This is a genomic window from Caballeronia sp. M1242 (assembly GCF_017220215.1).
Classification (GTDB): Bacteria; Pseudomonadota; Gammaproteobacteria; order Burkholderiales; family Burkholderiaceae; genus Caballeronia.
Window position 1 is genome coordinate 1,269,960 of record NZ_CP071130.1, and the last position, 25,324, is coordinate 1,295,283.

Below are 25,324 nucleotides of genomic sequence, written 5' to 3' on the forward strand. Positions count from 1 at the left end.
CGTCGTCCGGGCGGCGAGCCGTGCCGGACCTTGGCCTTTTGTTCTGTTGCCCGCTCGCGCGGCGCGCGTGGCGAGCTTTTTCTGCCCGACATCCGCTCTGACGGCAGATTGATCGGAAGATTGCATTGTCGGCCTCGATCGACGCGAAAGCAACTCGCAGGCGCGCTGCTGCGGAATAACTCTTCTCGCGTTTCGCTCCAATCGAGAATGGACTTTCTCGGTGCGCCTAGGGCGAATCGTCCGATACTTCGCTGTACGTTTGCGCTACGGATATTCTCGCTAACTGCGCACCGCACACGCGTGCGAAAACCAGGCGTCGGCGCGAATGCCGACGCGCGGCGCGGTAGCCTCTTGGCATGGTTTCTGCATTCCTCGAACGATTACGCCGCGCGCGCCTCGCCCGCCCATAACCGAACGGGCGATCGCGCCGACGGTCGAGTAAAGTTTTCCACTTCGCTGCCAAAATGACGCTGCAACGTGAGGAGCACGACGCCAAGCCTGCCGCTATAGCGCGGCAGGACGAACCGCCGTTTCCGGTCGTCCCCGAACGGAACTTCGCCGCGCAGCGCATGACGCTCTACGCGCTGCTCGTGGCTGCCGTCGTGCTTCCGTGCGTCTACGTCGCCATTACCGCGATCTCGGATTACCACGCACGCGTGGCGAGCGCCTCCGACGCGGTCGCCCGCAACGCGCGAATCGCGGAAGAGCACGCGCTCAAAGTCTTCGATCTCAACGTCACGCTGAACGAACGCATCGTCGATCTGCTCGACGACCTCGACGCCGACGCGATTCGCCGCGAAGACGGCGTCGTTCATACGCGGCTCAGTCAGTTGATCGGCGGCTACCGTCAGGTGTCGGCGGCCTCGGTGTTCGGTCCCGACGGGCAGTTGCTCGCCACCAGCCGCGCGTGGCCGACGCCCGATGTCACGGTGGGCACGCGAGAGGACTTCATCGGCCTGCGCACCGACAGCCGGCTTGCGCAGATTTCTCGCGTGATGCTCGGGAAAGTCGCCGGCGAGCGCGTGTTCAACACAGCCGTCGCCCGCAAGACGCGCGACGGGCAATTCGCCGGCATGGTGTCGATCGCGCTGCGTCCGTCGTACTTCAACGACTTCTATCGCGAACTGCTCGGCGACAGCCCGACCGTGTCGATCGGTCTCGCCCGCGCCGACGGCGAAGTGCTCGCGTGGTATCCCGAGCGGCCGCCCGCGCGAATGGCGCTCGCCGCGAGTTCGCCGCTGCGCGAGGCGTATCGCGCCGGCACGCACGACGGCGTCATGAAGATGGTCTCGGGACTCGACAACGAGTTGAAGATCGTCGCGTTTCGCCGGGTCGGCGACTATCCGCTGTATGTGTCGAGCGGCTTTCCCATCGATACCATCTGGACGCAGTGGTATCGGCATTTGACCGTGCTCGCGCTGTCGATTCTCGCGCCGTGCGTCGTGCTGTGGGGCGTGATCGGGCAGTCGCTGCGGCGGCTCGCTATCGAAGAAGAAGCGTGGGAACGCTGGCAGGCCGAGGCGTCGATGCGCCGCTCCATCGAATCGGCGTACCGGCAGGCGCGCAAGATGGAGGCGCTCGGCAATCTGGTCGGCAGCGTCGCGCACGACTTCAACAATCTGCTGATGATCGTCTCGACGAACGTGCAGATCGCCCGGCGGCGCGGCCCGATCGGACTCGACCGCGAACTGAGCGCGATGGAGCGCGCGTTGAAGAGCGGCCAGTCGCTCACGCGGCAGTTGCTCGGCGTCGCGCGCAAGCAGCCGTTGCGCAGCGAGGTCATCGCCATCGGCAAATGGGTGACGGCGGAGCGCGAACTGCTGCGCGCGTCGCTCGGCGCGAAGGTCGCGCTGCACTCGGAAGTCGCGGCGGACGTGTGGACGATCCGCGTCGATCCGGCCGAGCTGGAACTCGCGCTCATCAACGTGGCCGTGAACGCGCGCGACGCGATGCCGAACGGCGGCACATTCACCGCGCGCGCGGAAAACGTGCGCTTTCGCCACGAGGACGGCTTTCCGCTCATCGGCGAATTCGTGCAGATTTCGCTGGAAGACACGGGCGTCGGCATGAGCGCGGACGTGCTCGCGCGCGCGTTCGAGCCGCTTTTCACGACCAAGCCGAAAGGCATGGGCACCGGGCTCGGCTTGCCGCAGGTCTTCGCGTTCTGCGAGCGGGCGGGCGGCATCGCGACCATCGACAGCGCCATCGGCGCGGGCACGTCGGTGCGTCTCTATCTGCCGCGGGCCGCCGCGACCGACGCGCCCGGCGCGGAGCCGGAACAGGCCGCCGCGACGGCGCAGGAGGCCGAAGGCCTGCGCGTGCTGCTCGTCGAAGACAACGAGGAAGTCGCCGCCGGCACGGAGGCGCTGCTCACGATGATGGGTCATCGCGTGACGTACGTGTTCAACGCCGACACTGCGATGACGCTGCTCGAAGCGGCTCGGGAGAACATGGCGGTGTCAGGTTTTCCGTTCGATGTCGTGCTCTCGGACATCCACATGCCCGGCCAGCTCAACGGTATCGATCTCGCTGAACGCATGCAGCGGTTCGAGCCGCGCATCCCGGTCATTCTCGTCACCGGCTATGCTGAAGAACTCGACCGCGCGCGGCAAGTCGATGCGCGCGTGCTCGCGAAGCCCTTCGATATCGCGCTGCTGGATACGCTGCTGCGCGGCATCCGCGAGGATCAGGCGGCGCGCTCCATCGATCGCTGACGCGGCTCCGGCACGAGTGTTGCGTCCATCAAACGCATGTGCGGCAACCCGGCGTTGCCGATCCGCGGATTCCGCTCATCGAGGAGGCGACAATGCGACACACCGTCATTGGAGTATTCGATACCTACGCTGAGGCCGAGAATGCGCGCTCGGCGCTCGTCACGGCGGGCTTCGCGCGCGGCGATATCGAGCTTCAGGCGAACCCGAAGCGGGACGATGCCGCGCAGCCCTCGAGCTTGAGCGACGCCGAGACGCACGCGCAGCCCGGCGTGCTCGCGAACATCGAGCGGTTCTTCAGCATGCTGTTCGGCGGACGCGATCATCCGCCCGAGGTCGCGCATTATTCGGAAGCGGTGCGCCGGGGCGCGGTGCTCGTCGCCGTCGATACGCCGAGCGAGGCGCAAGCCGATATCGCGCGCACGACGCTGACCGACTGCGGCGCGATCGACATCGACGAACGCGCGGCGAGCTGGTCGACGCTGTCGCACGGCGCGGCCGCGACGCCGCCCACGACCACCGACGACCGCGATCACTCCATTCTCGACGAACTCGGTCTCGGTCGGGGCAGCGGCGTTCCGGGCCGCGATCCTGTGAATCCGCAGCGTGCGGACGTGCCGCGCGCGCGTGCTTATCCGCGTTCGGACGCCGCCGCTGCCGATCCGGTCGCGCCGCCGATCGTCGACCCGCTCGCCGGTCCGCTCGGCGATCCGCTGCTCGATCCGATCGGCGAGCCGCGTACGCCGGCAGGCGGTGGAATCGGCAGCGAGACCGGCGCCGAAGCCTTCACGCGCACTGACCCCGCGACGCTGACCTCGCGCGACTACGTGACCGACCCCGCCGACGATCCGCTGATGCCGGCGACGCGCCCGCAGCGCGGCACGCCGGAGCCGTCGACGACGCAATACGAGCAGGTCGAAACGAAGCCGGCTAGCACCGCGCAAACACAGACGCAAGGACAGGCGCAAGCACCGGCGCCGACCGATCCGCTGACCGGCGTGCACGTCGATCCGAACACGGACTGGCGCTCCATCGACTCAATCGAGCCGTTGAGCACGCTGGACGAGCCCGCCAAGCCGCAGCAACTGAACATGCAGAATCAGGTGCAATCGCAATCGATGCCCGCGATGGGCGCGGCGGGCGATCCGATCGGCACGTCGGCGGCGTCGCAGGCGGCGGTTCCGCTCGGTCCGCGCACGGTGCCGAACGAGTACATGGAGTACGAAGAGGACTTCCGCGCTGACTACGCCACGAAGTACGCGACGACCGGCGAGCCGTACGAGGACTATGAAAGCGCGTATCGCTACGGCGCGACGCTCGGCAACGACGAGCGTTTCCGCAACCGCGCGTGGGACGACCAGATGGAGTATGAGATGCGGCGGGATTGGGAGAGCCGCCATCCCGAAGGCGATACGTGGGACCGCTTCAAGGCGGCGATCCGTCACGGCTGGGATCGCGTGACCGGGCAACATCACGCGTGACCGGCGATTGCTCCAAATGACAACGGCCCGCTCGCGCGGGCCGTTGTTGTTTGCGGCGCCTCAGGCGGCGAAATCGCGCACCCACGCGACGTATCGGTCCACGAAGGTCTGCAAGAACTTGCGCGTGTCTTCGCTCACGATATTTCCGTTCGCGTCGATGCGCTTTTCGTCGTGCTTGATGTACATCTCCGGCTGGCCCATCAGCGCGACGTCGAGGTATGCGCACACGCTGCGCAGATGCGCCTGCGCGAGCGCCGTGCCGATGGCGCCGACCGACGTGCCGATCACCGCGCCCGGCTTGCCGCCCCACGCGCTTTGTCCCCACGGCCGGGAACCCCAGTCGAGCGCGTTTTTCAGCACGCCGGGAATCGAGCGGTTGTACTCGGGCGTGACGAACAGCAGCCCGTCGGCTTCGGAAATCTTCTGCTTCAGCGTGCGCGCGGCTTCCGGGAAGTCGCTGTCGTATTCCTGGCTGTAGAGCGGCAAGCTGCCGATGTCCAGATGCTCGAAAGTGAAATCGCTCGGCGCGAGCGATTCGAGCGCGTGGGCAAGCTGCCGATTGTACGAATCCTTGCGCAGGCTCCCCACGACCACCGCGATCTTGTACGCCATGACATTTCCCCCGTCGAAAGGATGAGATTGAACGTCCGATACGTCGTCTGTAACCGACGCGAGAGCACATCATAGGCCCGCGTCGGGCGGTCGTCACGGTGATGCTGCGATGGGTGACCGGGTCCGTTTTTGTAGCCAATTGGGCAGTCCAGCCCGCGCCGCATGAATGCTCGCTTTGCGGCCAGCTATCCCCACCTTTATCCACAGAAACTGTGGATAAGTCGCGGAAATCGTCAGTGGACCCCGTTTTTCGATTCACGGACGAAACAAAACGCAGCGGCAGGCCTGTTTCCGTGCGATATGGATGCCTCTTACTGACCGAAGAAGACGTTGCATTGCGCGGCCGTGCCCTGACACGTCGACGGCTGAGAATCGGCCGCGTGCGCCGCGCCGGCTGCGGCAAAAAGAGCGATGGATGCGGCGAGAATGGAAAGAATGCGCTTCATGAGATGCCTCTGTTGAATTCGTTGACCGACCGGTCGGACCGGTTGAGGCGAACTTTAGCGGGGCGGCGACAGCGGAAAAAGCGGCTGCGACCGAAGTGGTTTTTGCCAAAATTGTAATAATCGCGGCGGTTTCGCTGAGCGATCACAGCATCACTGCAAGACAGAGCGTGACCGTGACGAGCGACAGTACGGTCGAGAAAAGAATCGTGCTCGACGTCACGCTGCCCTCGCGCCGATAGAACTCGGCGAGCATGAACGGGCCGGTGCCGGTGGGCAGCGCGCTGAGGATCACGGCGGTTTTCGCCCACAGCGGCGGCAGCGCGAACACTTGAAACGCGAGCCACCACGTCAGAAGCGGCTGCGCCAGGAGCTTGAGCGCGACGAGCGCGCTCGTCGTCCGCGCGTTGCGTGCTTCGCCCTTCGCGCCGAGAAACAGTCCGAGCGCGACGAGCGCGCAGGGACTCGCCGCGCCGCCGAGCAGCTTGATGAGCGCTTCTGCGCCTTCGGGCACCGCCACGCCGCTGCCGCTCATCAGCGCGCCCGCGACCGGCGCGATCAGAAGCGGATTCTTGCCAAGCGACTTCGCCACGCGCCACAGCGTCGCGCCGATACCGCTTCCCGCTTGCAAGCCGAGTTCGATCAGCACGATCGCGATGCCGAAGAGCACGCACACGGTCATGATCGTCGCGATGACGGCGGGCGCGAGGCTTGGCTTGCCGAACGCGAGCAGGCAGAGCGGCAAGCCCACGAAACCGGTGTTCGGATAGGCGGCGTTGAGCCCGTCGATGCTGGCATCGGCGAGCGGACGCGCTTGCAGCAGCCGAACGCCGAGCGTCAGCACGAACACGACCGCCGATCCGATGCCGAACACCGCGATGAACGCTGGTTGATCGAGCGTCTTCAATGGCGTCTTCGCCATGATGTCGAAGAGTAGCGCCGGTAGCGCGAGATAGACGACGAATCGGTTCAGTTCGGACGCCGCGGTGGGCCCGAGCTTGTTGAACTTGCGGCATACATAGCCCGCGGCGATGAGGCCGAACACGGGCAAGATAATGGTGACGAGCGGACCGAGCAGCGACGAGAGAAACGCAACGGGCGAAGAAACCGGCGATGACATGAAAGAGCGGTGGCGCGCGAGCCGAATCGGAAGAGCCGAAAGCATACTCGCAGATCGACCGGTGAGAGCTTTCGGGAGCAGTCGCAGGGTGAGGACCGCCGTGCCAAGGGGTCTCACTTTTTGATCTGGCGAACGCGTGACACAGCTTTCACTCTTTGCCGCAACTCGTTGATTCCAGACAAATCGCGGGTTTCGCGGATTTCGCGCTTTCGTGAAGACGCGCTCGCCCAGCGTCCACGGCTCGCACGCGGCAGTGCTTAGAGGTGAGACGATTCGGGATGCGGCGAGCGCGGCGAACTGCGTGATCGACTTGCGAGAAAAAAACCAATGATCGCAACGCCTTGCGCAATAGCCGTCGCGCGCCTCGCGCCGCCATACGGGCGATAGGTGAGACTTTCCGGGACCGCTCGCAACGGAACGGTCATTGCTATCGAATCAATCTCTAACGGACTCTGAAGCCAATGAAATCACGACGACCCTGGGCGTACGGCGCCGCGGCGCTGATAGCGATAGGAGGCATCGGCGCGCTCGCGGCCTATGGACTGAAGGGCGCGAAGCGCAGCGGCAACGAGCACGTGCCGGAGCCGTCGAAGGCCGTGGACCTCGACCGCTATCTCGGCCACTGGTTCGAATTCGCCCGCTACGAGAACCGCTTCGAGCGCAATTGCGAAGCGGTCACCGCCAACTACGCGCGGCGCGAGGACGGTCTCATTTCGGTCATCAACGCGTGCCGGGAAGGCAGCCTGACCGGGCGATACCGGTCGGCGGAAGGACGCGCGAAGGTCGTGCCCGGATCGAACGGAACGAAGCTCAAAGTTTCGTTCTTCGGCCCGTTCTATGTCGGCGACTACTGGATTCTCGATCACGCCGACGACTATTCGTGGTCCATCGTCGGCGAGCCGACGGGGCGCTATCTGTGGATTCTCACGCGCGAAGCCCGCCCGTCGGCCGAACTGCGCCGCACGCTGCTCGTGCGCGCCGCCGCGCTCGGCTACGACACCACGATGCTGCGCGAAACGCAACACGACTGAGCCAGTTCCGGCTCAGTTCGCCTTGCAGGCGAGGAGCAGCGAATTCTGATTGTTGTCGCTCGACTGATCGAGCACGTCGTAGCCGGCGGGACACGCGACCTTCGCGTTGTCGGTACACAAGCGCCAGCCGCCATAGGCCGGACAGGTGACGAGTTGCGTCGGCCGGCCGTCGGCGGAAAAAAGCGGCGGCGCGCTGCTGCATCCGCCGAGCGCCCACGCGCTCGCAGCGAGCATGACGATATGGCCGATTGCCTTGCCGAGCTTCATCCCGCACCCCTTGTTTTCAGGTCGTTATTCTTGATTGCGTCGTTTCACGAGTATGCCACGCGGAACTTTCGCGTCGATTTATGACGCGAAGCGCGATTCACACCTCGATGCCGAGCGCCTCGATCTTCTTGTACATCGTCGCCCGCCCGATGCCGATACGTTGCGCTGCTTCCGCCACGCGTCCGCCGCTCGCGCGCAATGCGTCGGCAAGAAAGCGGCGCTCGAAGTCGTTCATCGCCTGCGCGTAGGGTACGGCGGCTTCCGCTTGCGCCTTTTCAGCGGGCGCGGGCAGCGCGGCCGGCTTCGAGTCGATGAACGGAGCGAGCGCGCGCGCATCGATATGTTCGCTGTCAGAAAGCATCAGCGCCCGTTCGAGCGTGTTGCGCAGCTCGCGCACGTTGCCGGGCCACGCGCACGCGGTCAGAAGACGCAGCGCGTCGTCGTGAAGCACGAACTGGCGGATGCGACCCGTGCGCGCTTCGCCCGACAGGTCTTCGAGGATCGCGTACGCGAGTGCCTCGATATCGCCGAGCCGCTCGCGCAGAGGCGGCGCGTGAATCGTCAGCACGTTCAGCCGATAAAACAGGTCGGCACGAAAGCGCCCCGCCGCGACGAGCGCGGGCAGATCCGCCGACGTCGCCGCGATGATCCGCACGTCCGCGCGCACGATGCGGTTCGACCCGAGCGGCTCGAACTCCTTGTCCTGCAACACGCGCAAGAGCTTGCCCTGCAACGGCAGCGGCATGTCGCCGATCTCGTCGAGAAACAGCGTGCCGCCGTCCGCCAGTTCGAACTTGCCGATGCGCCCTTTGCGCTCCGCGCCCGTGTACGCGCCCGGCGCCGCGCCGAAAAATTCCACTTCGAGCAGCGTGTCCGGAATCGCCGCGACGTTGACGGTGACGAGCGGCTTGGCCGCCCGCGTCGATGCGCCGTGAATCGCGTGCGCGAGCAGTTCCTTGCCCGTGCCGGTTTCGCCGAGCAGCAGCACGGGCGAATCGACGAGCGCGGCGCGCCGCGCCTGCCGCTTCACTTCGAGACTGGCCGGACTCGTGCCGACGAAGCTCGCGAAGGTGTACTTGGCCCGCCGCGCCTGCGCGAGCGACTGCCGCGTCGCGATCAGTTCCTGCTGCACGCGCGAGTAGTGCGCGAAAAGCGGCGTGAGCGCCTTCATCTCGTCGAAGAGCGCGAAGCCGATTGCGCCGACGGTCGCGCCCTGATCGTCCTTCAGCGGCAGGCGCGTGACGACGAGCGGCTCGCGGTCCGTTTCGAGCACGTCGAGCAGAATCGGCTTGCCGGTCGCGACGACTTCGCGCATCAGGCTGTTCGGGATGACCGCTTCGCAGTCGAGACCGATGGCGTCTGTTGGATCGGAGAAGCCGAAGCGGGCCGCATAACGCTTGTTGATCCAGACGACGCGGGCGTCGGCATCGACGATGAAAGTGCCTTCGCTCAGGTTCTCGAACGTCTTGAAGAGCGACTCCATGGCGCGCCGCATGACGTCGCTATAGTCGGCGGGTACGTTGATCCAGTCGTTGCGCATCGGCGCTTGTCTCCGTGTTTTCTCTTGTTGGCGACAGCGTATCTCATATCGGAGACAGTCGACAGCCTTGAAAGGCTTGGCGACCGCAACGATTGATAGCTTGGCCGTCTCTTATCGGAGACAATCCGGCGGCTTCGGGCAGCTCGCGCCGCCTTTGCGCGCGCGCCAGTGTGAGTTCGCGATTGTTGGCACGGAAGCTGCATCATTGCGCGCCGCCGACGGCCTGCCGTAAAAGCCGTGGACGAAGTTCAAAGAACAACCATTAACGGAGACTCAATGTCGTTCCTCATCGTGCTCGCCGCCCTGGCGTTCCTGATGCTGGCCGCCTATCGCGGCTACAGCGTCATCCTGTTCGCGCCGATCGCCGCGCTCGCGGCCGTCCTGCTCACCGATCCCGCGGCCGTCGCGCCGGTGTTCTCGGGCATCTTCATGGAGAAGATGGTCGGCTTCGTGAAGCTCTATTTCCCGGTGTTCCTGCTGGGCGCGGTATTCGGCAAGGTGATCGAGCTGTCCGGATTTTCCGAGTCGATCGTCGCCGCCGCGATCCGCTATATCGGCAAGTCGCGGGTCAATGCGGTGATCGTGGCCGTGTGCGCGCTGCTCACCTATGGCGGCGTGTCGCTGTTCGTGGTCGTGTTCGCCGTGTATCCGTTCGCGGCGGAAATGTACCGCCAGAGCAATATCCCGAAACGGCTGATGCCCGGCGCCATCGCGCTCGGCGCGTTCTCTTTTACGATGGATTCGCTGCCCGGCACGCCGCAGATTCAGAACATCATCCCGACGACGTTCTTCAAGACGACCGGCTGGGCCGCGCCGTGGCTGGGCGTGATCGGCTCGGTGTTCATCATCGTCGTGGGGCTTTCGTTTCTGGAGTGGCGCCGGCGTTCGGCCATGGCCAAGGGCGAAGGCTATGGCACCTCGCTCGTGAACGAGCCGGAACGCGTCGAGTCCGCCAATCTGCCGAATCCGATGCTCGCCGTCGCGCCGCTGGTGCTCGTGGGTGTCGCGAACTTCGCGCTCACCCGCTGGATCCCGACGTGGTACGGCGCGAGTTATACCGTCGCGCCCAACGCGCTGCCGGGCGTGCACACGCCGGTGACCACCGCGATCAAGCCGGTCATCGCGATCTGGGCGGTCGAGGGCGCGTTGCTGCTCGGCATTCTGCTCGTGTTGCTGACGGCGTTTTCCCGCGTGAAGGAACGCTTCGCGCCGGGCACGCGCGCCGCCGTCGCGGGCGCTTTGCTTGCCGCGATGAACACCGCGTCCGAATACGGCTTCGGCGGCGTGATCGCGGCGCTGCCGGGCTTTCTGGTCGTCTCGGACGCGCTGAAAAGCATCCCGAATCCGCTCGTCAACGCCGCGATTTCCGTGAGTTCGCTCGCGGGCATCACCGGCTCCGCGTCGGGCGGCATGAGCATCGCGCTCGCCGCCATGTCGGACCTATTCATCAAGGGCGCGGAAGCCGCGCATATTCCGCTGGAAGTCCTGCACCGGGTGGTCGCGATGGCGAGCGGCGGCATGGACACGCTGCCGCACAACGGCGCGGTCATCACGCTGCTTGCGGTCACCGGGCTCACGCACCGCGAGTCCTATCGCGACATTTTTGCTGTCACCGTCATCAAGACGCTCGCGGTGTTCTTCGTCATCGGCGTGTACTACGCGACTGGAATCGTCTAATGGGTCGAATGGCCGCACGCTTTAAAGCGGCGGCCATTCGCTATTGTTTGTCCGATTAAAACGAGCACGTTTACCCTTATTACCGCCCGATAGTCGGTCATCTAGTATCTAATGCGCCAGTTATGTGCTCGATTAACTGATGCCTGATAAAATGACGGGACGACAGTGTCGTCCAGCGTAAGCATGTGCTCACGCTTAATCTGGAACATCTTAATCGCGGGCTTTTAAGTGAATCTGACTCCTGAAAAAGAAAATGTCTCTCGCGCTGATATTCCGACGTCCGCCGATCGGTCTCTGACATTCGAGCACTGCCGCGATCCTGAAAGCATTCGCGCTCTCCAAGCGGAATGGAGCGCATTATATCGCCATGTCGACGGCGAATATTTTCAGTCATTCGAGTATTGCTATAACAGCCTGATGTGCGAACACGTCGGCACGCGGCGCAAACCGCATTGCGTCGTCGCGAGGCGCAATGGAAAAATGGTGGCCGTGTGGCCGCTGCTCGTGTCTTATCGCAATTGCTGGAAATTCGCTGAACCGCTGACACCGCAAAACCGTTCGCCGAGCGATATTCTCGTCGCACCGGAAAAGGACGCGCAGCAAATCGTCGAAGCGCTGTACAAAGAGACCGTGCGAGCCACGCGCGCCGACGTTTTCGAGTTATGGCGCGTTCGCAAGACTTCGCCGCTTTATGCGTGCGTGAAGCGCCATGCCGTAATTCGCCGCGAAGAAGATGACCTCACGCCTTACGCGGCGTTACGCGGCGTTCAAGACTGGGATGCTTTCAGCCGCTCGCGGTCCGGACGCGAGAAGACCAAACCGGAGTACCTGAAACGGCGGCTCGCGAAAGAAGGACAGTTCAAAATCGAATTAATCGACGCTTCCGATCCGCGTCTCGAATCGTTCATCGAATGGTTCGTGGTTCAAAAGCGAAAGTGGGCGACCGAGAAAGTCGGCGAGAGTCAATGGACATTCTCCGATGCCAGCCTGAAATTCTGGAAAGCGCTTCTTTCCGGTCCGGCCGCGGCCTCCGGAATCTTTCGGCTCTTCGTCATGACGTTCAATGGCGAACCGGTCGCGGCGAATATTGTTTCGATGAATAGCGATACGTTCTATCTCATCGCGATCACTTACGATTTAAACCTGAAGAAATTCTCACCCGGCACCATTCTCGTCGATGAATGCGTGAAATGGGCTTTCGAACATCATTTGGACTTCGACTTCGGTCCCGGCGACCAACGCTACAAAACGTCGTGGAGCGGCGGCGAGTCGTATCCGATGTCCTCATTCATGGTGCTCGCGACGCCGTGGGGACAAACCGGTTATATGACGAAGCAATTCGTCAAACAGACGCGGGAACGCGCCATGCGCGTCGTTAATCGCGTCGTGCGAAAATCGGCTGCCCCGGCGACGCCTGAAAGCGATTAGTTGTTTTTGTCGAAGCAATATCGAAGATAGTCGTACCCGCAGCGCTACAGAAAAAGGAAACCGCTCATGACTCAGTCCGCATCGAACACCCTCGCCGGCAAGACCGCGCTCGTCACCGGCTCGACGAGCGGTATCGGCCTCGGCATTGCCACGGCGCTCGCGCAAGCGGGGGCGAATCTCGTGCTGAACGGCTTCGGCGACGTGAGCGGCGCGCTCGCGCAGATCGAGGCGACCGGCGCGAAGGCCGTGCATCACGCAGCCGACATGACCAAGCCCGCCGAGATCGAGGCCATGATCGCGTTCGCGACAGAACGCTTCGGCGCGCTCGACATCCTGGTGAACAACGCGGGCATTCAGCACGTCGCGACCATCGACGAATTCCCGGTCGAACGCTGGGACGCGATCATCGCGATCAACTTGAGTTCCGCGTTCCATACGATGCGCGTCGCGCTGCCCGGCATGCGCGAGCGCGGCTGGGGCCGTGTCATCAACATCGCGTCGGTGCATGGGCTCGTCGGCTCGGCGGGCAAGTCAGCGTATGTCGCGGCCAAGCACGGCATTCTCGGACTCACGAAAGTGGCGGCGCTCGAAAACGCGCGCACGGGCGTGACCGTCAACGCCATTTGCCCCGGCTTCGTGCTGACGCCGCTCGTGCAAAAGCAGATCGACGATCTCGCCGCCCGCGAATCGCTCTCGCCCGACGCGGCCCGCGCGAAACTGCTCGGCGAAAAGCAGCCGTCCGCGCAGTTCGTCACGCCGCAGCAGATCGGCGACATGGCCGTGTTTCTGTGCTCGGATGCCGCGAGCGAGATGCGCGGATCGGCGTTGCAGATCGACGGTGGATGGAGCGCGCAGTAAGCGTCAGCGACAATGCGCCGCATGCGCGCGGCGCCTTTGTCCGTAAAGGTTGTGGGGCTATTAGCCGTTATGTCCTTGTAATGCGAGGCCGCGTTCGACGTCGGAACGCTCCTCGCGAAGCGAACTTACAAGGACATCATGCGCGACAACCAGCCCGTCACCCAGCGAGAATTCGATTTCCCCGCAGCAGAAATGCTGGTCTCCGCCACGGATCTCTCCGGCAACATTCAGTACTGCAATCCGGCTTTCGTCGACGTGTCGGGTTTCTCGCGCGAAGAACTGATCGGCCAGCCGCACAACATCATCCGGCATCCGGACATGCCGCGCGAAGCCTTCGCGGACTTGTGGGCGACCGTGCGTGCCGGCCGTTCGTGGACCGCGCTCGTCAAGAACCGCCGCAAGAACGGCGACCACTACTGGGTGCGCGCCAACGTCACGCCGGTCATGGAGCACGGCAAGGCGATTGGCTATCTGAGCGTGCGCGTGAAGCCGAGCCGCGCCGAAGTCAAAGAAGCCGAAGCCCTCTACGCGACGATGCGCGCCGGCGATGCGCCCTTCCGGCTCGAGCGCGGCGCGCTCGTCCGGCGCGGCATCGCGGGCAAGCTGGCGGCGCTCGGGCGCGTGCCGGTGAGCGCGCGCGTCGCGGCGGGCTTCGCGGCCGCGCCAGTCACCGCGCTGATTGCGGCGCTTGCCGCCTGGCGCGGCGCGCCGCCGCTGCCGTTCTGGATCGCGCTCGGCGCGGGCGCGGCGGCGAGCGTCGCGGGATGGCTCGCGCTTTCGCGTCAACTGGACGCGCCGGTGCGCACCATGTCCGGCTTTGCCGCCCGCATGGCGGCGGGCGATCTCACGGTTGACATGCCCGCCGCGCGCCACGACGATCTCGGCGACGTGCAGCGCGCGCTCGGCCAACTGAAGGCGAATCTCGCGGCGATCGTCTTCGACGTGCGCGGGCAGATCGGCGGCGTGCTGGACGCCGCGCGCGATATCGCCAACGGCAACACGGATCTGTCGCGCCGCACCGAATTGCAGGCGGCGTCGCTCGAACAGACGGCAGCGACGATGGACCAGCTCACCACGACCGTTCAGGGCAACGCGGACGCCACGGTGCGCGCGCTGGAACTCGTGAAGGAAGCGCAGTCGGCAGCGGAAGACGGCGGACGCATCGCGGGCCAGGTCGAGCGCACGATGGCGGGCATCACGGCCGCGTCGCGCAAGATCGCGGATATCACCGACGTGATCGACGGCATCGCGTTTCAGACGAACATTCTGGCGCTCAACGCGGCCGTGGAAGCGGCGCGCGCGGGCGAGGCGGGCCGCTCGTTCGCCGTCGTGGCGACCGAAGTGCGCAATCTCGCGCAGCGGTGCGCGGCGTCGGCGAAGGAGATCGAGAACGTCGTCGCCATCAGCGTCGCGCAGATCGAGGAAGGCACGAACCTCGTGTCGCGCACGACGAGCCAGATGCGCGCCATCGACGAAGCGGTGCATCGCGTTTCGACCATCATCATGGAAGTGGCGAAGGCGAGCGGCGAGCAGGCGGAAGGCATCGCGCAGGTGAATCAGGCGGTCGCGCATCTGGACGATTCGACGCAGCAAAACGCCGCGCTCGTCGAGCAGGCGGCGACAACGGCCAAGCGGCTCGCCGAGCGCGCGGTCGTGCTGGACGAAGCCGTGCGGCTCTTCACGGTCGCGCCGCCGCGCGAAACGGCGACGGCGTAGTCTGCAAGCGCGCCGCGCTTGGTACTATCGGGACATTGCCAACGAGGAGTGTCTCCGATGACCGCTGAGAACAATCGCGCGGAAGAAGCGCGCGCGATGGAACGTATCGTCAATGCCACGCGGCAGGTGCAGTCCGCGTTTGTCGCGCTGCAGAAGCAGTTTCCGCCCGAAGGCGACGGCCGGCCCTCGCAGATGGCGCTCCAGACGTTCGACGCCGCGCTGCAGGAGCTCGAAGACGCGCAGGCGTCCTTCGACACCATGCTCAACGATCTCTTCGACGGCAATCGCTAGGCGTCGCCCAGCACGTTGCGCAAGGCCGGCGCGTCGGCTTGCGCGGCGCGGCTGCGGTTATCCACGGTGGGCGCGGACGCCTGCGAATCGAGGCCGGACCACGACACGCCATCGGTGGACTGGCGGCGCGCGGCCGCCACGCAGGCATCGACCAGTTCCTTGAACGACACCGCCGCCGAACTCGTCCGCACGAGCACTTCGCCTTGCAACGGACTTTCCGCGACCACGAGCCCGACGATCAACTCTGCCGCAGGCGCGCGCTGATGCAGCCGGCGCAGCAGATTGCGCAGATACGGCGGCGATTCGGCGGCATCGAACGAGACGACGCAGATGATGGTCACGCCCGACAAGTCCACTTCGCCGAAGCGCCCGCGCGAGAACCGCTCGTAGCCGGTCAGATCCGCGCCCAGCCCGTGCTTGCGGAAAAGCTGCACGGCGATGGTCGCGGCGAGATCGTCCAGCGGGCTTCTCCCCGCGATGCACAGCACTGACGCCGTGTGCCCTTCCGCGCCTGCGTCGAAGTATTCGGGCGGCGATTCGGATGCGATTGCCGTCGTATCGTCGGCGGCGAGATTCACGAGCGGCTCTTCCTTGCGCTGAACCACGGGCGTCACGTCCTCGGCGTCCTCCAGCCCTTCGATGATGTCGAGCGCCGATTCGTTGATGCGCTTCAACTGGTCCGCCGTCACGACGCCGCGCAGCACGTCGTTATGCGCGAGGCGCAAGCCTTCGAGCGCGACTTCGTCGTAATACGCGACGAGCGAGCGGTCCTTCAGCAGCGATTCGGCCTGCACGAGCGCCTCATCGGGATCGTTGGCGAGCAGGCGCTGATAGAAGTTTTCCGCTGGTGTCAGCGCGGGCCGGTCGCCGAAAAGCACATCGAGGAATTCGAGGCGGTCCACATGTCGCCCGAGAATGACGAGGCAAAGCGTGAGCGGCGTCGAAAGGACGAGGCCGATCGGCCCCCAGATCCAGCTCCAGAAAATCGCTGCGACGATCACCGCGAACGGCGAAAGGCCCGTGCTGTGGCCGTACAGAAGCGGCTCGACGATCTGCCCGGCGATGATGTCGGTCGCGCCGTATAGCACGATGGTCCAGATCAGCATGGTCCAGCCCGGCCCGACCGCCGCCGCGAAGATCACCGCGAGCAACGCGGCAATCCACGTCCCGACGTAGGGCACGAAGCGCAGGAGCGCCGTCATCACGCCAAACAGCAACGCACCCGGCACGCCGATCACCGCGAGCCCGATGCAAATGACGATACCCACCCCGACGTTGATGCCCAGCTGCGCCAGAAAATAACGGGAGAGGCGGCGCGCGGCCTCGTCCATCGCCGTGGTCGCGCGGTGCAGGTCGCGCGAACCGAAGAGGCGGATCAGCCGGTCGCGCAGGTCTTCCCGCTGCAACAGGATGAACACCGCGACGACGAGCACGATGCCGGTCGTTTCCAGCGGACTGATGACGGGCGATAGAAACCGCTGCGCCAGTTCCAGCGGCGACGGCGCCGGCTCGTGGACTTCGACGGGCATCGGCTGATCGATGGGCGAAGCCGCCGGGTTGTCCTCGTTCGCGTGGGGTTCTTGCTCGCGCGCCGGCGACAGGCGCTTCAGCGCACGCGACGCGCGCCCGAGAAACGCGTCCGCGCGGCCGACCGTCATGCGCTGCACGCTGTCGACCTTGCGCTCGACGGCCACCTGATACTTCGGCAGATCGCTCGCGAGTTGCGCGACCTGCGCGCCGATCAGCGCGCCGACAGCCGTGAGCACGGACAACGCGACGAAGACCGCGACGATCACCGACGGCACCTGACCGAAGCGCAGCCGCCGCAGAAAATCGACGAACGGCGCGAGCAGAAAACTCAGCAGGATTGCGAGGATGATCGGGATCATCACTGCGCGCCCGAAATACAAAGCGCAAATCACGACGACGACCGCCACGAGCGACGCCAGCGCGCGCAGGCCCGGCGCGTCGGGCGGCAGGATCTTCGCAGGAGGCCGGCGCGGGCCGGGAAGTGGAGGCATGGAGTCGGCTCGTAGGAAATACTTTCCGAAAGAAGCAAGGCGCGTGCCGGTGAGAGTTTTCGGGAGAGCTGCGCCAAAAGGTGAGCGGATACGGGATGACGGGCGCTGATTGAACTGCAAACAAGAATAGTGATTTGATTTCCGCTCGTATTCTGCTTCACGACGCACGAACCCATACTGCTTCTCAGGCGATCGGGATTCCCCCGGTCCACATGAGAGGAGTTGCCATGAAGCTCTACCACCACCCGCTTTCCGGCCATTCGCACCGCGCTCGTCTCTTCCTGCATCTGCTGAACATCGAGCACGACGAAGAGGAAGTCGATCTCGCCGCCCGCGCGCACAAATCGCCCGAGTTTCTGCGCCTGAACCGCTTCGGCCAGGTGCCCGTGCTCGTCGACGGCGAGCACGTCGTCCAGGACTCGAACGCAATCCTCGTTTACATCGCCAAGAAGGCCGGCGCGACGCAATGGCTGCCCGAAACGCCCGCCGAAGCCGCCGCCGTGCAGCGCTGGCTTTCGGTCGCGGCAGGGCAGATCGCGTTCGGTCCGGCCGCCGCGCGTCTCGTCACGGTGTTCGGCAGCAAGTTCGACGTCGATGAAGTCATCGCCCGCGCGCATGCGGTGCTCAAGCTGATCGACGACGAATTGCAAAGCCGCGACTGGATCGCGGATATCGGCAACGCGCATCCGACCATCGCGGATATCGCGCTTTACAGCTACATCGCGGGCGCGCCGGAAGGCAATGTCGATCTGTCCGGCTATCGCAACGTGCTGGCGTGGCTCGCGCGCATCGAGGCGTTGCCGGGCTTCGTGCCGTTCCAGCAGACCGCTGCGGGCCTGCGCGCCTAACCTCTTGCCGGAGACGACGATCATGCCTGCCACCGCTTCGATTACCGCGCCTTCGCCCTGGCATCGCGGCGAAGTCGAGATGCAAACCGCCGCTGGCGTCGCGGCGCGCATGCACGACGTCGGACAGCGCGTCGTGCGCCCATTCATGCCGGAACAGCATCGGCAATTCTTCGCGCAGTTGCCCTTCATCGTCGCCGGTACGGTCGATGCCGACGGCGACGCCTGGGCCACGTTCCTCACCGGCCGCCCCGGCTTTCTGAGCACGCCGGATGCGACCACGCTTTCCGTCGGGCACATTCGCGATCCGCTCGATCCCGCCGACGCGGGTCTTGCGGACGGCGCGTCGGTCGGCTTGCTCGGCATCGAGATGCATACGCGGCGGCGCAATCGCGTGAACGGCGTGATTCATCGCGATAACGCGGCTCACGGGCAAGCATTCGAAGTGGCCGTCGAGCAGAGCTTCGGCAATTGTCCGCAATACATTCAGTTGCGCGACTTTGCGTTCGTGCGCGACGCGTCAACGCCCTCGCCGTCCAGTCCCGTTTCGCTCGATGCGCAGTCGCCGCGCATGCGGGCGATGATCGAGCGCGCCGATACGTTCTTCGTCGCGTCGTACTTCGATCGCGAGGACGGGCATCGCCAGGTGGACGTGTCGCATCGCGGCGGCAAGGCGGGCTTCGTGCGCGTGTCCGACGACGGCGCGCTCACGATTCCCGACTTCGCGGGCAATCTGTTCTTCAACACGCTCGGCAATATCGCGGTCAACGGCCGGGCGGGACTCGTGTTCGCCGACTTCGAAACCGGCGACGTCCTGCAACTCACAGGCGATGCGCAAGTGCTGCTCGACTCGCCCGAAACCGCCGCTTTTCAGGGCGCCGAGCGCCTGTGGCGCTTCGTGCCGCGCCGCGTTCTCTTGCGCGAAGACGCGCTGCCGCTGCGCTGGACGTTTCGCCGCGAAGGCTGGTCGCCGAACTCGCTGATGACGGGCGACTGGAACGAAGCCGCGCAGCGCATGAAGGCTGCGGCGCTCGCGAATGCGTGGCGGCCGTATCGCGTGAGCCGCATCGTCGACGAAAGCGACGTGATCCGCTCGTTCTGGCTCGAACCGGCGGATGGCGCGGGCATCGTGCCGCACGCGGCGGGACAGCATTTGCCGGTGCGGCTCACGTTGCCGGGCGAAACGAAGCCGCTCGTGCGCACGTACACGCTGTCGGTCGGGCCGGCTGACGGCGTGTATCGCATCAGCGTGAAGCGCGAAGGCCGGGCGTCGGCGTATCTGCACGACGCGCTGAAAGTGGGCGACATCATCGAAGCGCGGCAGCCGGCGGGCAACTTCACGATCGATCCGTTCGAAGCGCGCCCCGCCGTGCTGCTGGCGGCGGGCGTCGGCATCACGCCGATGCTCGCGATGTTGCGCCATGTCGTCTACGAAGGACTGCGCAAGCGGCGCGTGCGTCCGGTCTGGCTGATCGCGTCGGCGCGCACGCTCGCGAACCGCGCGTTCGCCGCCGAGATCGACACACTCGCGCAAAGTGCGGGCGGCGCGGTCAACATGATACGCGTGCTGAGCGACCCGCAAGGCGCGCAACTCAAGCGCGATTACGACGTGTCGGGCCGCATCGACATCGATCTTCTGACGAGCGTCCTGCCGTTCAACGACTACGACTTCTATCTGTGCGGACCGGGCGCGTTCATGCAATCGCTCTACGACGGCCTGCGCGCACTGAACGTTGCCGACACGCGCATTCATGCGGAGGCGTTCGGTCCTGCATCGCTCGTGCGCACGCCGGATCGCGGCGTCGAGATGAAGCCCATGCGCCCGCCCGCCACCGAAGCCGTGCCCGTGCGCTTCGTGAAGTCGCAACGCGACGTGCAATGGCAGCCCGCGAGCGGCACGCTGCTGGAACTGGCCGAAGCGTCTGGCGTGGAGACGGAATCGAACTGTCGCGGCGGAACGTGCGGGACGTGCAGAACGCGCATCGTGAGCGGCGCGGTGTCGTATGCGAGCGAGCCGGCGTTCCACGTCGACGAAAAGGAGGCGCTGATCTGCTGCGCCCGCCCGGCAGCGGACGCCGACGCCCCGCTGCAACTCGATCTGTAGACCAAAGCGCCATTGCGGGACGTCCCGGCATGCCCGAGAATGCACGGCAACTTTCTCGCCCGCTTCCCGCATCCGACATGGACCGTTTTCAGGCAATGTCGACCTTCGTCACGGTGGTCGAAACAGGCGGCTTCGCGTCGGCCGCGCGCAAGCTCGATGTCTCGCCTTCGGTCGTGAGCCGCGTCGTGACTGAGCTCGAAGAGCGCCTTGGCGTGCGCCTGCTCACGCGCACCACGCGCGTCGTGCGCCTGACCGACGCTGGCAACGGCTTCTTCGAAGACTGCCGGCGCATACTCGGCGAAGTGGACACCGCCGAGCTCGCCGCGCGAGGCACGCACGCATCGCCGCGCGGCGTGCTCTCGCTGACCGCGCCTGTCTTGTTCGGCCGGCTGCATGTGACGCCCATCGTGCTCGACTACCTGTCGCGTTATCCCGAAGCCGATGCGAACTGCTGGTTCGTCGACCGCGTGGTGAATCTCGTCGACGAGGGCATCGACGTGGCCGTGCGCATCGCGCAACTGCCGGATTCGTCGCTTCAGGCGATTCCCGTCGGACGCGTGCGGCGCGTGCTCTGCGCGTCGCCCGCCTATCTCGCGAAGCACGGCACGCCGTCGCGCCCGGAAGACCTCGACGCGCACACGATCATCGCGTCTACGGGATCGTCTTCGCCGCCGGAATGGCGTCTTCACGATGGCGATCGCACCGTGATCGTCCGTACGCGAGCGCGCTTCATCACGACGACGAACGATTCGGCCATCGATGCGGCGCTCGCGGACTTCGGTATCGCGCGGCTCCTGTCGTATCAAGTCGCGCAGCACGTAAGCGAAGGTCGGCTCGTGATCGTGCTCGCCGAATTCGAGCCGCCGCCGCTGCCTATTCATCTCGTGCATCGCGAAGGACGCCACGTCACGCAGAAGGTCCGCGCGTTCCTCGATCTGGCCGTGGCGACCTTGCGCGCGGATGCATCGTTGCGCTAATCGCGCTAAAGGAAGGGCGTGGCGGCTTCGTGAATCTTTGAGGAATCGAACGCCCGTTAGCGCGCGAGCCGTGCAAAATGGCGGCAAACCATGCAACATAGCTCTCTTCGGCGTATTTGCGCTTCCAGCCGCGTTCCGGCTCGACGAACCGGCTCTTCCGAACCTCAACGGCTCACGCACCATGACGAACCCGACCTCTCCCAACAATGAACGCCCGCTCGACATGATCATCTTCGGCGGCGGCGGAGACCTGGCGGCGCGCAAGCTGCTGCCCGCGCTGTACATGGCGCATTCGCACTGCAACCTGCCCGCCGAGACGCGCATTCTCGCGATCGGCCGCAAGGACTGGACGCGCGAAGATTATCTGAAGAACTTCATGGAGAAGCAGTCGCGTCCGTTCATCGACGAGAAGGCTTTCGATGCGCAGTCCTGGGACAAATTCCTCGCGCTGTTCGACTACGTGCGCGTCGATGTCGAGAATCCCGACGACTTCCGCCGTCTCGCCGAAGCCACGCGGCCGAACGTGCAGCGCGTGTTCTATCTCTCGACTTCGCCTGAACTGTTCACGACGATTTGCGACAACCTCTCGGCGGCCGGCATCGTCGACGATCAAGCGCGCGTCGTGCTCGAAAAGCCGCTCGGCCATGATCTCGCCTCCGCGCGCGCCATCAACGACGCGGTCGGCCGGCACTTCAAGGAAGAGCAGATCTACCGTATCGACCATTATCTCGGCAAGGAAACGGTGCAGAACCTGATGGTGCTGCGCTTCGGCAATCCGATTTTCGGGCCGCTGTGGCAGGCGCCGTACATCAAGAGCGTGCAGATCACGGTGGCGGAAACGGTGGGCGTGGGCAGCCGCGCGGGCTTCTACGATCACACCGGCGCGCTGCGCGACATGGTGCAGAACCACTTGCTGCAACTGCTGTGCATCGTCGCAATGGAGCCGCCCGTTTCGCTCGATCCGGACGCCGTGCGCGACGAAAAGCTGAAGGTGCTGAAATCGCTGCGTCCGATGACCGTTTCCGACACCGCCCGCGACACCGTGCGCGGCCAGTACGCGGCGGGCGCCGTGGGCGGCGAGCCGGTCAAGGGTTACTTGCAGGAAGACAACGTGCCGCCCGACAGCCGCGCGGAGACGTTCGTGGCGTTGCGCGCGCATATCAACAACTGGCGCTGGGCCAACGTGCCGTTCTTCCTGCGCACCGGCAAGCGCATGCAGACGCGGCGTTCGGAAATCGTCATCGACTTCGCGGACCTGCCGTTTTCCATCATCCCGAGCGGGCCGCGCAACTATGGCAACCGGCTCATCATTACGTTGCAGCCGGAAGAGTCCATCCAGTTGCAGATGCTCGCGAAGGAACCGGGCAGCGGCATGCAGATGCTGCCCGTGAACCTCAATCTCGATCTTCAGCAGGCCATGACGCAGCGCCGCGCGGAAGCGTACGAACGCTTGCTGATCGACGTGATTCGCGGCCGGCTCACGCACTTCATGCGCCGCGACGAACTGGAAGCCGCGTGGGCGTGGGTCGAGCCGATTCTCAACGGCTGGAAGGAACTCGGCGACCGGCCGCGTGGCTACACGGCGGGCACGTTCGGCCCGGCGGCGTCTTCCGCGTTGATGGCGCGCGAGAATCTCGCGTGGGCGGAAGAAGGTTGATTCAGCGCATCGCGGGGCGCGCCGCGCGTCGCGATGCGAGCGCCCTGCCCGCGGCCATCACCGCCGCGAGCACGGCGATTCCGCAGAGAATGCCCGCGAGCCGAAGCGCCGCGGGCATCGGATCAGACGACCAGTGGTGATCCTGCACGAACACCATGATGAACGCGATGGTGAATTGCCGCCCGACATAGCTCGCGCCTTGCGCGCCCGTCTGCACATGACAGCCGATCCACACGCCCGCGCATAGCGCGAGCATGCACGCGGGCTCGCTATCGCCGATCAGCGGCAGAAGCGCGAGACTCGCCGCGCCCGCGATCAGGCAGCCGAGCACGCGCTGCACCATGCGCGACCCGATCGGCCGCCGCGTCGGCTTGCCGAGCGCCGATGCGGGCAGAATCAATACGGCGATGGCCGTGACCATCGCCTGCGCGAAGCCGGGCAAGTTCCACGCATACGCCACCGACGCCAGTATCGCCACCGACCACGCCGCATGCCACGCGAGGCGCTTGCGCATCGCTCGGGCGGACTGCATTTCCTGCTTCGCGCTGAGTGCGTGGAGCGGACCGGACTGAATGATGGACACGGCCGCCGTTTCGTGACTCGATCCATCGACGCGATCCGCCGTTGAGGACGCCCTCGCGCTCGATACGGGCGCCGCGCCCCGCGACCTCCGATACTGCTGCGCGGCCGCGTGAGAGAGCGCGGACACGGCCACGCACGCGAGCGTCCCGACGACGACTTCGGCCACGCGCGATAGCGCAAACGAAGCCGTCGCCGAAGCCGACGCCAGCCGATGCGCCTCGAACGTCACCATCAGCGCGGTCACCGCGCCGAGCACCCATGCATAGCCCGCATCCGAAGCCAGCGCGCGATACACCGACACGCCCGCGATCAGCGCCAGCAACGGCACGAAGAGCCACGGTGTATCGCCGATCAGCGGTCCCGCCGTCGCGCCGAGCAACGCGCCGGCGATGGTGCCGAGCACGCGATGCACGCCACGCTGCGCGCAGGCCGAGAACTTCGACTGCATGACCGCGAAGCCGCTGATCGCCGCCCACCAGATATGTTCGAGCCGAAAGGCGTATGCAAGCGCGACCGCGAGCGCGACGGATGCCATCGCCTGCGTCGCGAAGAACGCGCGGGCGGGCGTCGGTCGGATGGCGGCGAGTTCGCGCCCGAGCGATACGAATGCCTCGCGCACGAGATCAGCGAGGGCGTCGAATGCCGCGAAGGCGCTGCGCGACGTGGCGGAAGGGTCGTTAATCGTGGAATGGTCGTTCGGCATCGTCGGCGGTGGCGGGGTCTTGTCTGAGCGTAGACGCGGATCGGCGCGAGCGCAATGGAAGCGTCGACGTCCGGCAACATCCGCACGCCGATGCTATGGTTGAGACTCGCGACCCGCGATCAACCGGCGACATTACAAGGACATTCCATGGCGAAAGTACTGGTGCTCTATTACTCGATGTACGGTCACGTCGAAACGATGGCGCAAGCGGTAGCCGAAGGCGCGGGCGGCGTGCCGGGCGTCGAGGTCACGGTGAAGCGCGTGCCGGAAACCATTCCGGCGGATCAGGCGGCCGTCATCGGCGTGAAGCTAGACCAGCAGGCGCCCGTGGCCACCATCGACGAACTCGCGAACTACGACGCCATCATCTTGGGCACGCCCACGCGCTTCGGGAACATGGCCGGGCAGATGCGCACGTTCCTCGACCAGACGGGCGGCCTGTGGGTGAAAGGCGCGCTGGTCGGCAAGATCGGCAGCGTGTTCACGTCCACGGCTTCGCAACACGGCGGGCAGGAAACCACCATCACGTCGTTTCACACGACGCTCCTGCATCACGGCATGATCGTCGCCGGCGTGCCGTACGCGTGCGCCGCGCTCACCAGCATGGCGGAAATCTCGGGCGGCACGCCGTACGGCGCGACCACCATCGTCGGTGCGGACGGCAAGCGTCATCCGACGCAGAACGAACTCGACATCGCGCGATATCAGGGCAAGCACGTCGCCGAACTGGCAGTCAAGATCGCGGGCAAGTGAGACGCTCGACTGAGTGGCGCTGGCCGACACGCTTGACTCAGTCTGTTGGCGCTTATGCGACAAGTGCGATGCGCGGCGCTCGCGCTAGCCTCGCTGCAAGCCGTCGCGAGAGGATTGGCACGCTCGCTGCATAGCGAGTGCGTCGCGGCTTGCTGCCTGCCACTGCAAGGCGCGATCGGACCGGCCGCTGCTTGCGCCGGTCCGTTCTCTTATTCATGCATGGTCGCGTGAAAGCGGGTATCGACGGCTGCGAGCGGGCATGCTTGACGGCGCGCCGCCGTGTATCTCCAATCCGCGAGTGCCGACGCTTAGCGCGCTGTCGCCGGCTGCAGCGCTGAACGCAGCGATCTATCCGGTGAACGGCAGGAACGGTGTTGGCAAGCGACCGTGTACACCATCGGGTGCGTTCCTGCAACGCGCGAGGACGGCCGCACCGAACGGCGCACGATGTTCTGGACGTGCGGACGGAAAGCGCTCGCACTTCGAGCCGGTTTCATTCGGAAACCT

General features: G+C 65.3%; 20 protein-coding genes. 13 read left to right on the plus strand and 7 right to left on the minus strand.

The features are described from left to right. The first annotated feature begins 464 nt into the window (after window positions 1-464). On the plus strand, window positions 465-2,714 hold the full coding sequence (locus JYK05_RS19355; protein WP_206468945.1) for a hybrid sensor histidine kinase/response regulator: 2,250 nt from the start codon (window positions 465-467) through the stop codon (window positions 2,712-2,714). Between the two features lie 92 nt (window positions 2,715-2,806). Beyond that, a complete protein-coding gene (locus JYK05_RS19360) occupies window positions 2,807-4,192 on the plus strand; it encodes a hypothetical protein (protein ID WP_206468947.1) in 1,386 nt (461 codons plus the stop codon). Between the two features lie 60 nt (window positions 4,193-4,252). On the opposite strand, the gene JYK05_RS19365 is transcribed toward JYK05_RS19360, so the two are convergent. From JYK05_RS19365 to JYK05_RS19370, 3 genes are all read right to left on the minus strand, one after another. Further along, on the minus strand, window positions 4,253-4,804 hold the full coding sequence (locus JYK05_RS19365) for an NADPH-dependent FMN reductase (RefSeq protein WP_206468949.1): 552 nt from the start codon (window positions 4,802-4,804) through the stop codon (window positions 4,253-4,255). 311 nt (window positions 4,805-5,115) lie between these two features. Then, entirely contained in the window at window positions 5,116-5,250 is a 135-nt protein-coding gene (locus JYK05_RS26535) for a hypothetical protein (protein ID WP_256443411.1), read from the minus strand. Window positions 5,251-5,392: 142 nt separating this feature from the next. After that, on the minus strand, window positions 5,393-6,367 hold the full coding sequence (locus JYK05_RS19370; protein ID WP_206468958.1) for an AEC family transporter: 975 nt from the start codon (window positions 6,365-6,367) through the stop codon (window positions 5,393-5,395). 461 nt (window positions 6,368-6,828) lie between these two features. Here JYK05_RS19370 and JYK05_RS19375 point away from each other — a divergent pair, with 461 nt between their 5' ends. After that, complete coding sequence (locus JYK05_RS19375) at window positions 6,829-7,398, plus strand: lipocalin family protein (RefSeq protein ID WP_206468960.1); 570 nt, start codon at window positions 6,829-6,831, stop codon at window positions 7,396-7,398. 12 nt (window positions 7,399-7,410) lie between these two features. Here the strand turns inward: JYK05_RS19375 and JYK05_RS19380 are convergent, their stop codons facing one another. Beyond that, window positions 7,411-7,665 carry a hypothetical protein gene (locus JYK05_RS19380; RefSeq protein WP_175940781.1) on the minus strand — a complete coding sequence of 85 codons (255 nt, stop codon included), beginning with the start codon at window positions 7,663-7,665 and terminating at the stop codon, window positions 7,411-7,413. A 97-nt stretch (window positions 7,666-7,762) separates the two neighbouring features. Beyond that, the gene (locus JYK05_RS19385; RefSeq protein ID WP_206468963.1) at window positions 7,763-9,205 is read right to left on the minus strand and encodes a sigma-54-dependent Fis family transcriptional regulator; all 1,443 of its coding nucleotides are present in this window, start codon (window positions 9,203-9,205) and stop codon (window positions 7,763-7,765) included. Between the two features lie 276 nt (window positions 9,206-9,481). Between JYK05_RS19385 and JYK05_RS19390 the strand changes: the two genes are divergently transcribed. The 5 genes from JYK05_RS19390 (at window position 9,482) to JYK05_RS19410 (ending at window position 15,175) form a co-directional block, all read left to right on the plus strand. Next, window positions 9,482-10,882 carry a GntP family permease gene (locus JYK05_RS19390; RefSeq protein ID WP_175940783.1) on the plus strand — a complete coding sequence of 467 codons (1,401 nt, stop codon included), beginning with the start codon at window positions 9,482-9,484 and terminating at the stop codon, window positions 10,880-10,882. Between the two features lie 228 nt (window positions 10,883-11,110). After that, complete coding sequence (locus tag JYK05_RS19395; protein WP_175940784.1) at window positions 11,111-12,310, plus strand: GNAT family N-acetyltransferase; 1,200 nt, start codon at window positions 11,111-11,113, stop codon at window positions 12,308-12,310. Between the two features lie 66 nt (window positions 12,311-12,376). After that, window positions 12,377-13,168 carry a 3-hydroxybutyrate dehydrogenase gene (locus tag JYK05_RS19400; protein ID WP_175940785.1) on the plus strand — a complete coding sequence of 264 codons (792 nt, stop codon included), beginning with the start codon at window positions 12,377-12,379 and terminating at the stop codon, window positions 13,166-13,168. A gap of 138 nt (window positions 13,169-13,306) precedes the next feature. Next, window positions 13,307-14,884, plus strand: a complete 1,578-nt coding sequence (locus tag JYK05_RS19405; protein WP_206468965.1) for a PAS domain-containing methyl-accepting chemotaxis protein — start codon at window positions 13,307-13,309, stop codon at window positions 14,882-14,884. 57 nt (window positions 14,885-14,941) lie between these two features. Then, a complete protein-coding gene (locus tag JYK05_RS19410; protein WP_159839271.1) occupies window positions 14,942-15,175 on the plus strand; it encodes a hypothetical protein in 234 nt (77 codons plus the stop codon). Here the strand turns inward: JYK05_RS19410 and JYK05_RS19415 are convergent. Further along, entirely contained in the window at window positions 15,172-17,196 is a 2,025-nt protein-coding gene (locus JYK05_RS19415) for an AI-2E family transporter (protein ID WP_206468967.1), read from the minus strand. The two genes, JYK05_RS19410 and JYK05_RS19415, sit on opposite strands and share 4 nt — an antisense overlap. A gap of 227 nt (window positions 17,197-17,423) precedes the next feature. Between JYK05_RS19415 and JYK05_RS19420 the strand changes: the two genes are divergently transcribed. From JYK05_RS19420 to zwf, 4 genes are all read left to right on the plus strand, one after another. Continuing rightward, the gene (locus JYK05_RS19420; RefSeq protein WP_206468969.1) at window positions 17,424-18,044 is read left to right on the plus strand and encodes a glutathione S-transferase family protein; all 621 of its coding nucleotides are present in this window, start codon (window positions 17,424-17,426) and stop codon (window positions 18,042-18,044) included. A gap of 22 nt (window positions 18,045-18,066) precedes the next feature. Further along, window positions 18,067-20,145, plus strand: coding sequence for a pyridoxamine 5'-phosphate oxidase family protein (locus tag JYK05_RS19425; protein WP_206468971.1), 2,079 nt, complete (start codon window positions 18,067-18,069; stop codon window positions 20,143-20,145). Between the two features lie 77 nt (window positions 20,146-20,222). Then, window positions 20,223-21,122 (plus strand): LysR family transcriptional regulator, encoded by a 900-nt coding sequence (locus tag JYK05_RS19430; RefSeq protein WP_206468973.1) that lies wholly within the window; start codon window positions 20,223-20,225, stop codon window positions 21,120-21,122. A 181-nt stretch (window positions 21,123-21,303) separates the two neighbouring features. Continuing rightward, window positions 21,304-22,779: a glucose-6-phosphate dehydrogenase gene (zwf, locus tag JYK05_RS19435; protein ID WP_206468974.1), complete on the plus strand. Its 1,476-nt coding sequence runs from the start codon at window positions 21,304-21,306 to the stop codon at window positions 22,777-22,779. A 1-nt stretch (window position 22,780) separates the two neighbouring features. On the opposite strand, the gene JYK05_RS19440 is transcribed toward zwf, so the two are convergent. Beyond that, complete coding sequence (locus tag JYK05_RS19440) at window positions 22,781-24,064, minus strand: FUSC family protein (RefSeq protein ID WP_206468975.1); 1,284 nt, start codon at window positions 24,062-24,064, stop codon at window positions 22,781-22,783. Between the two features lie 147 nt (window positions 24,065-24,211). On the opposite strand from JYK05_RS19440, the gene wrbA reads away from it, so the two are divergent. Beyond that, the gene (wrbA, locus tag JYK05_RS19445) at window positions 24,212-24,817 is read left to right on the plus strand and encodes an NAD(P)H:quinone oxidoreductase (RefSeq protein WP_206468977.1); all 606 of its coding nucleotides are present in this window, start codon (window positions 24,212-24,214) and stop codon (window positions 24,815-24,817) included. The last annotated feature ends 507 nt before the right edge of the window (window positions 24,818-25,324 follow it).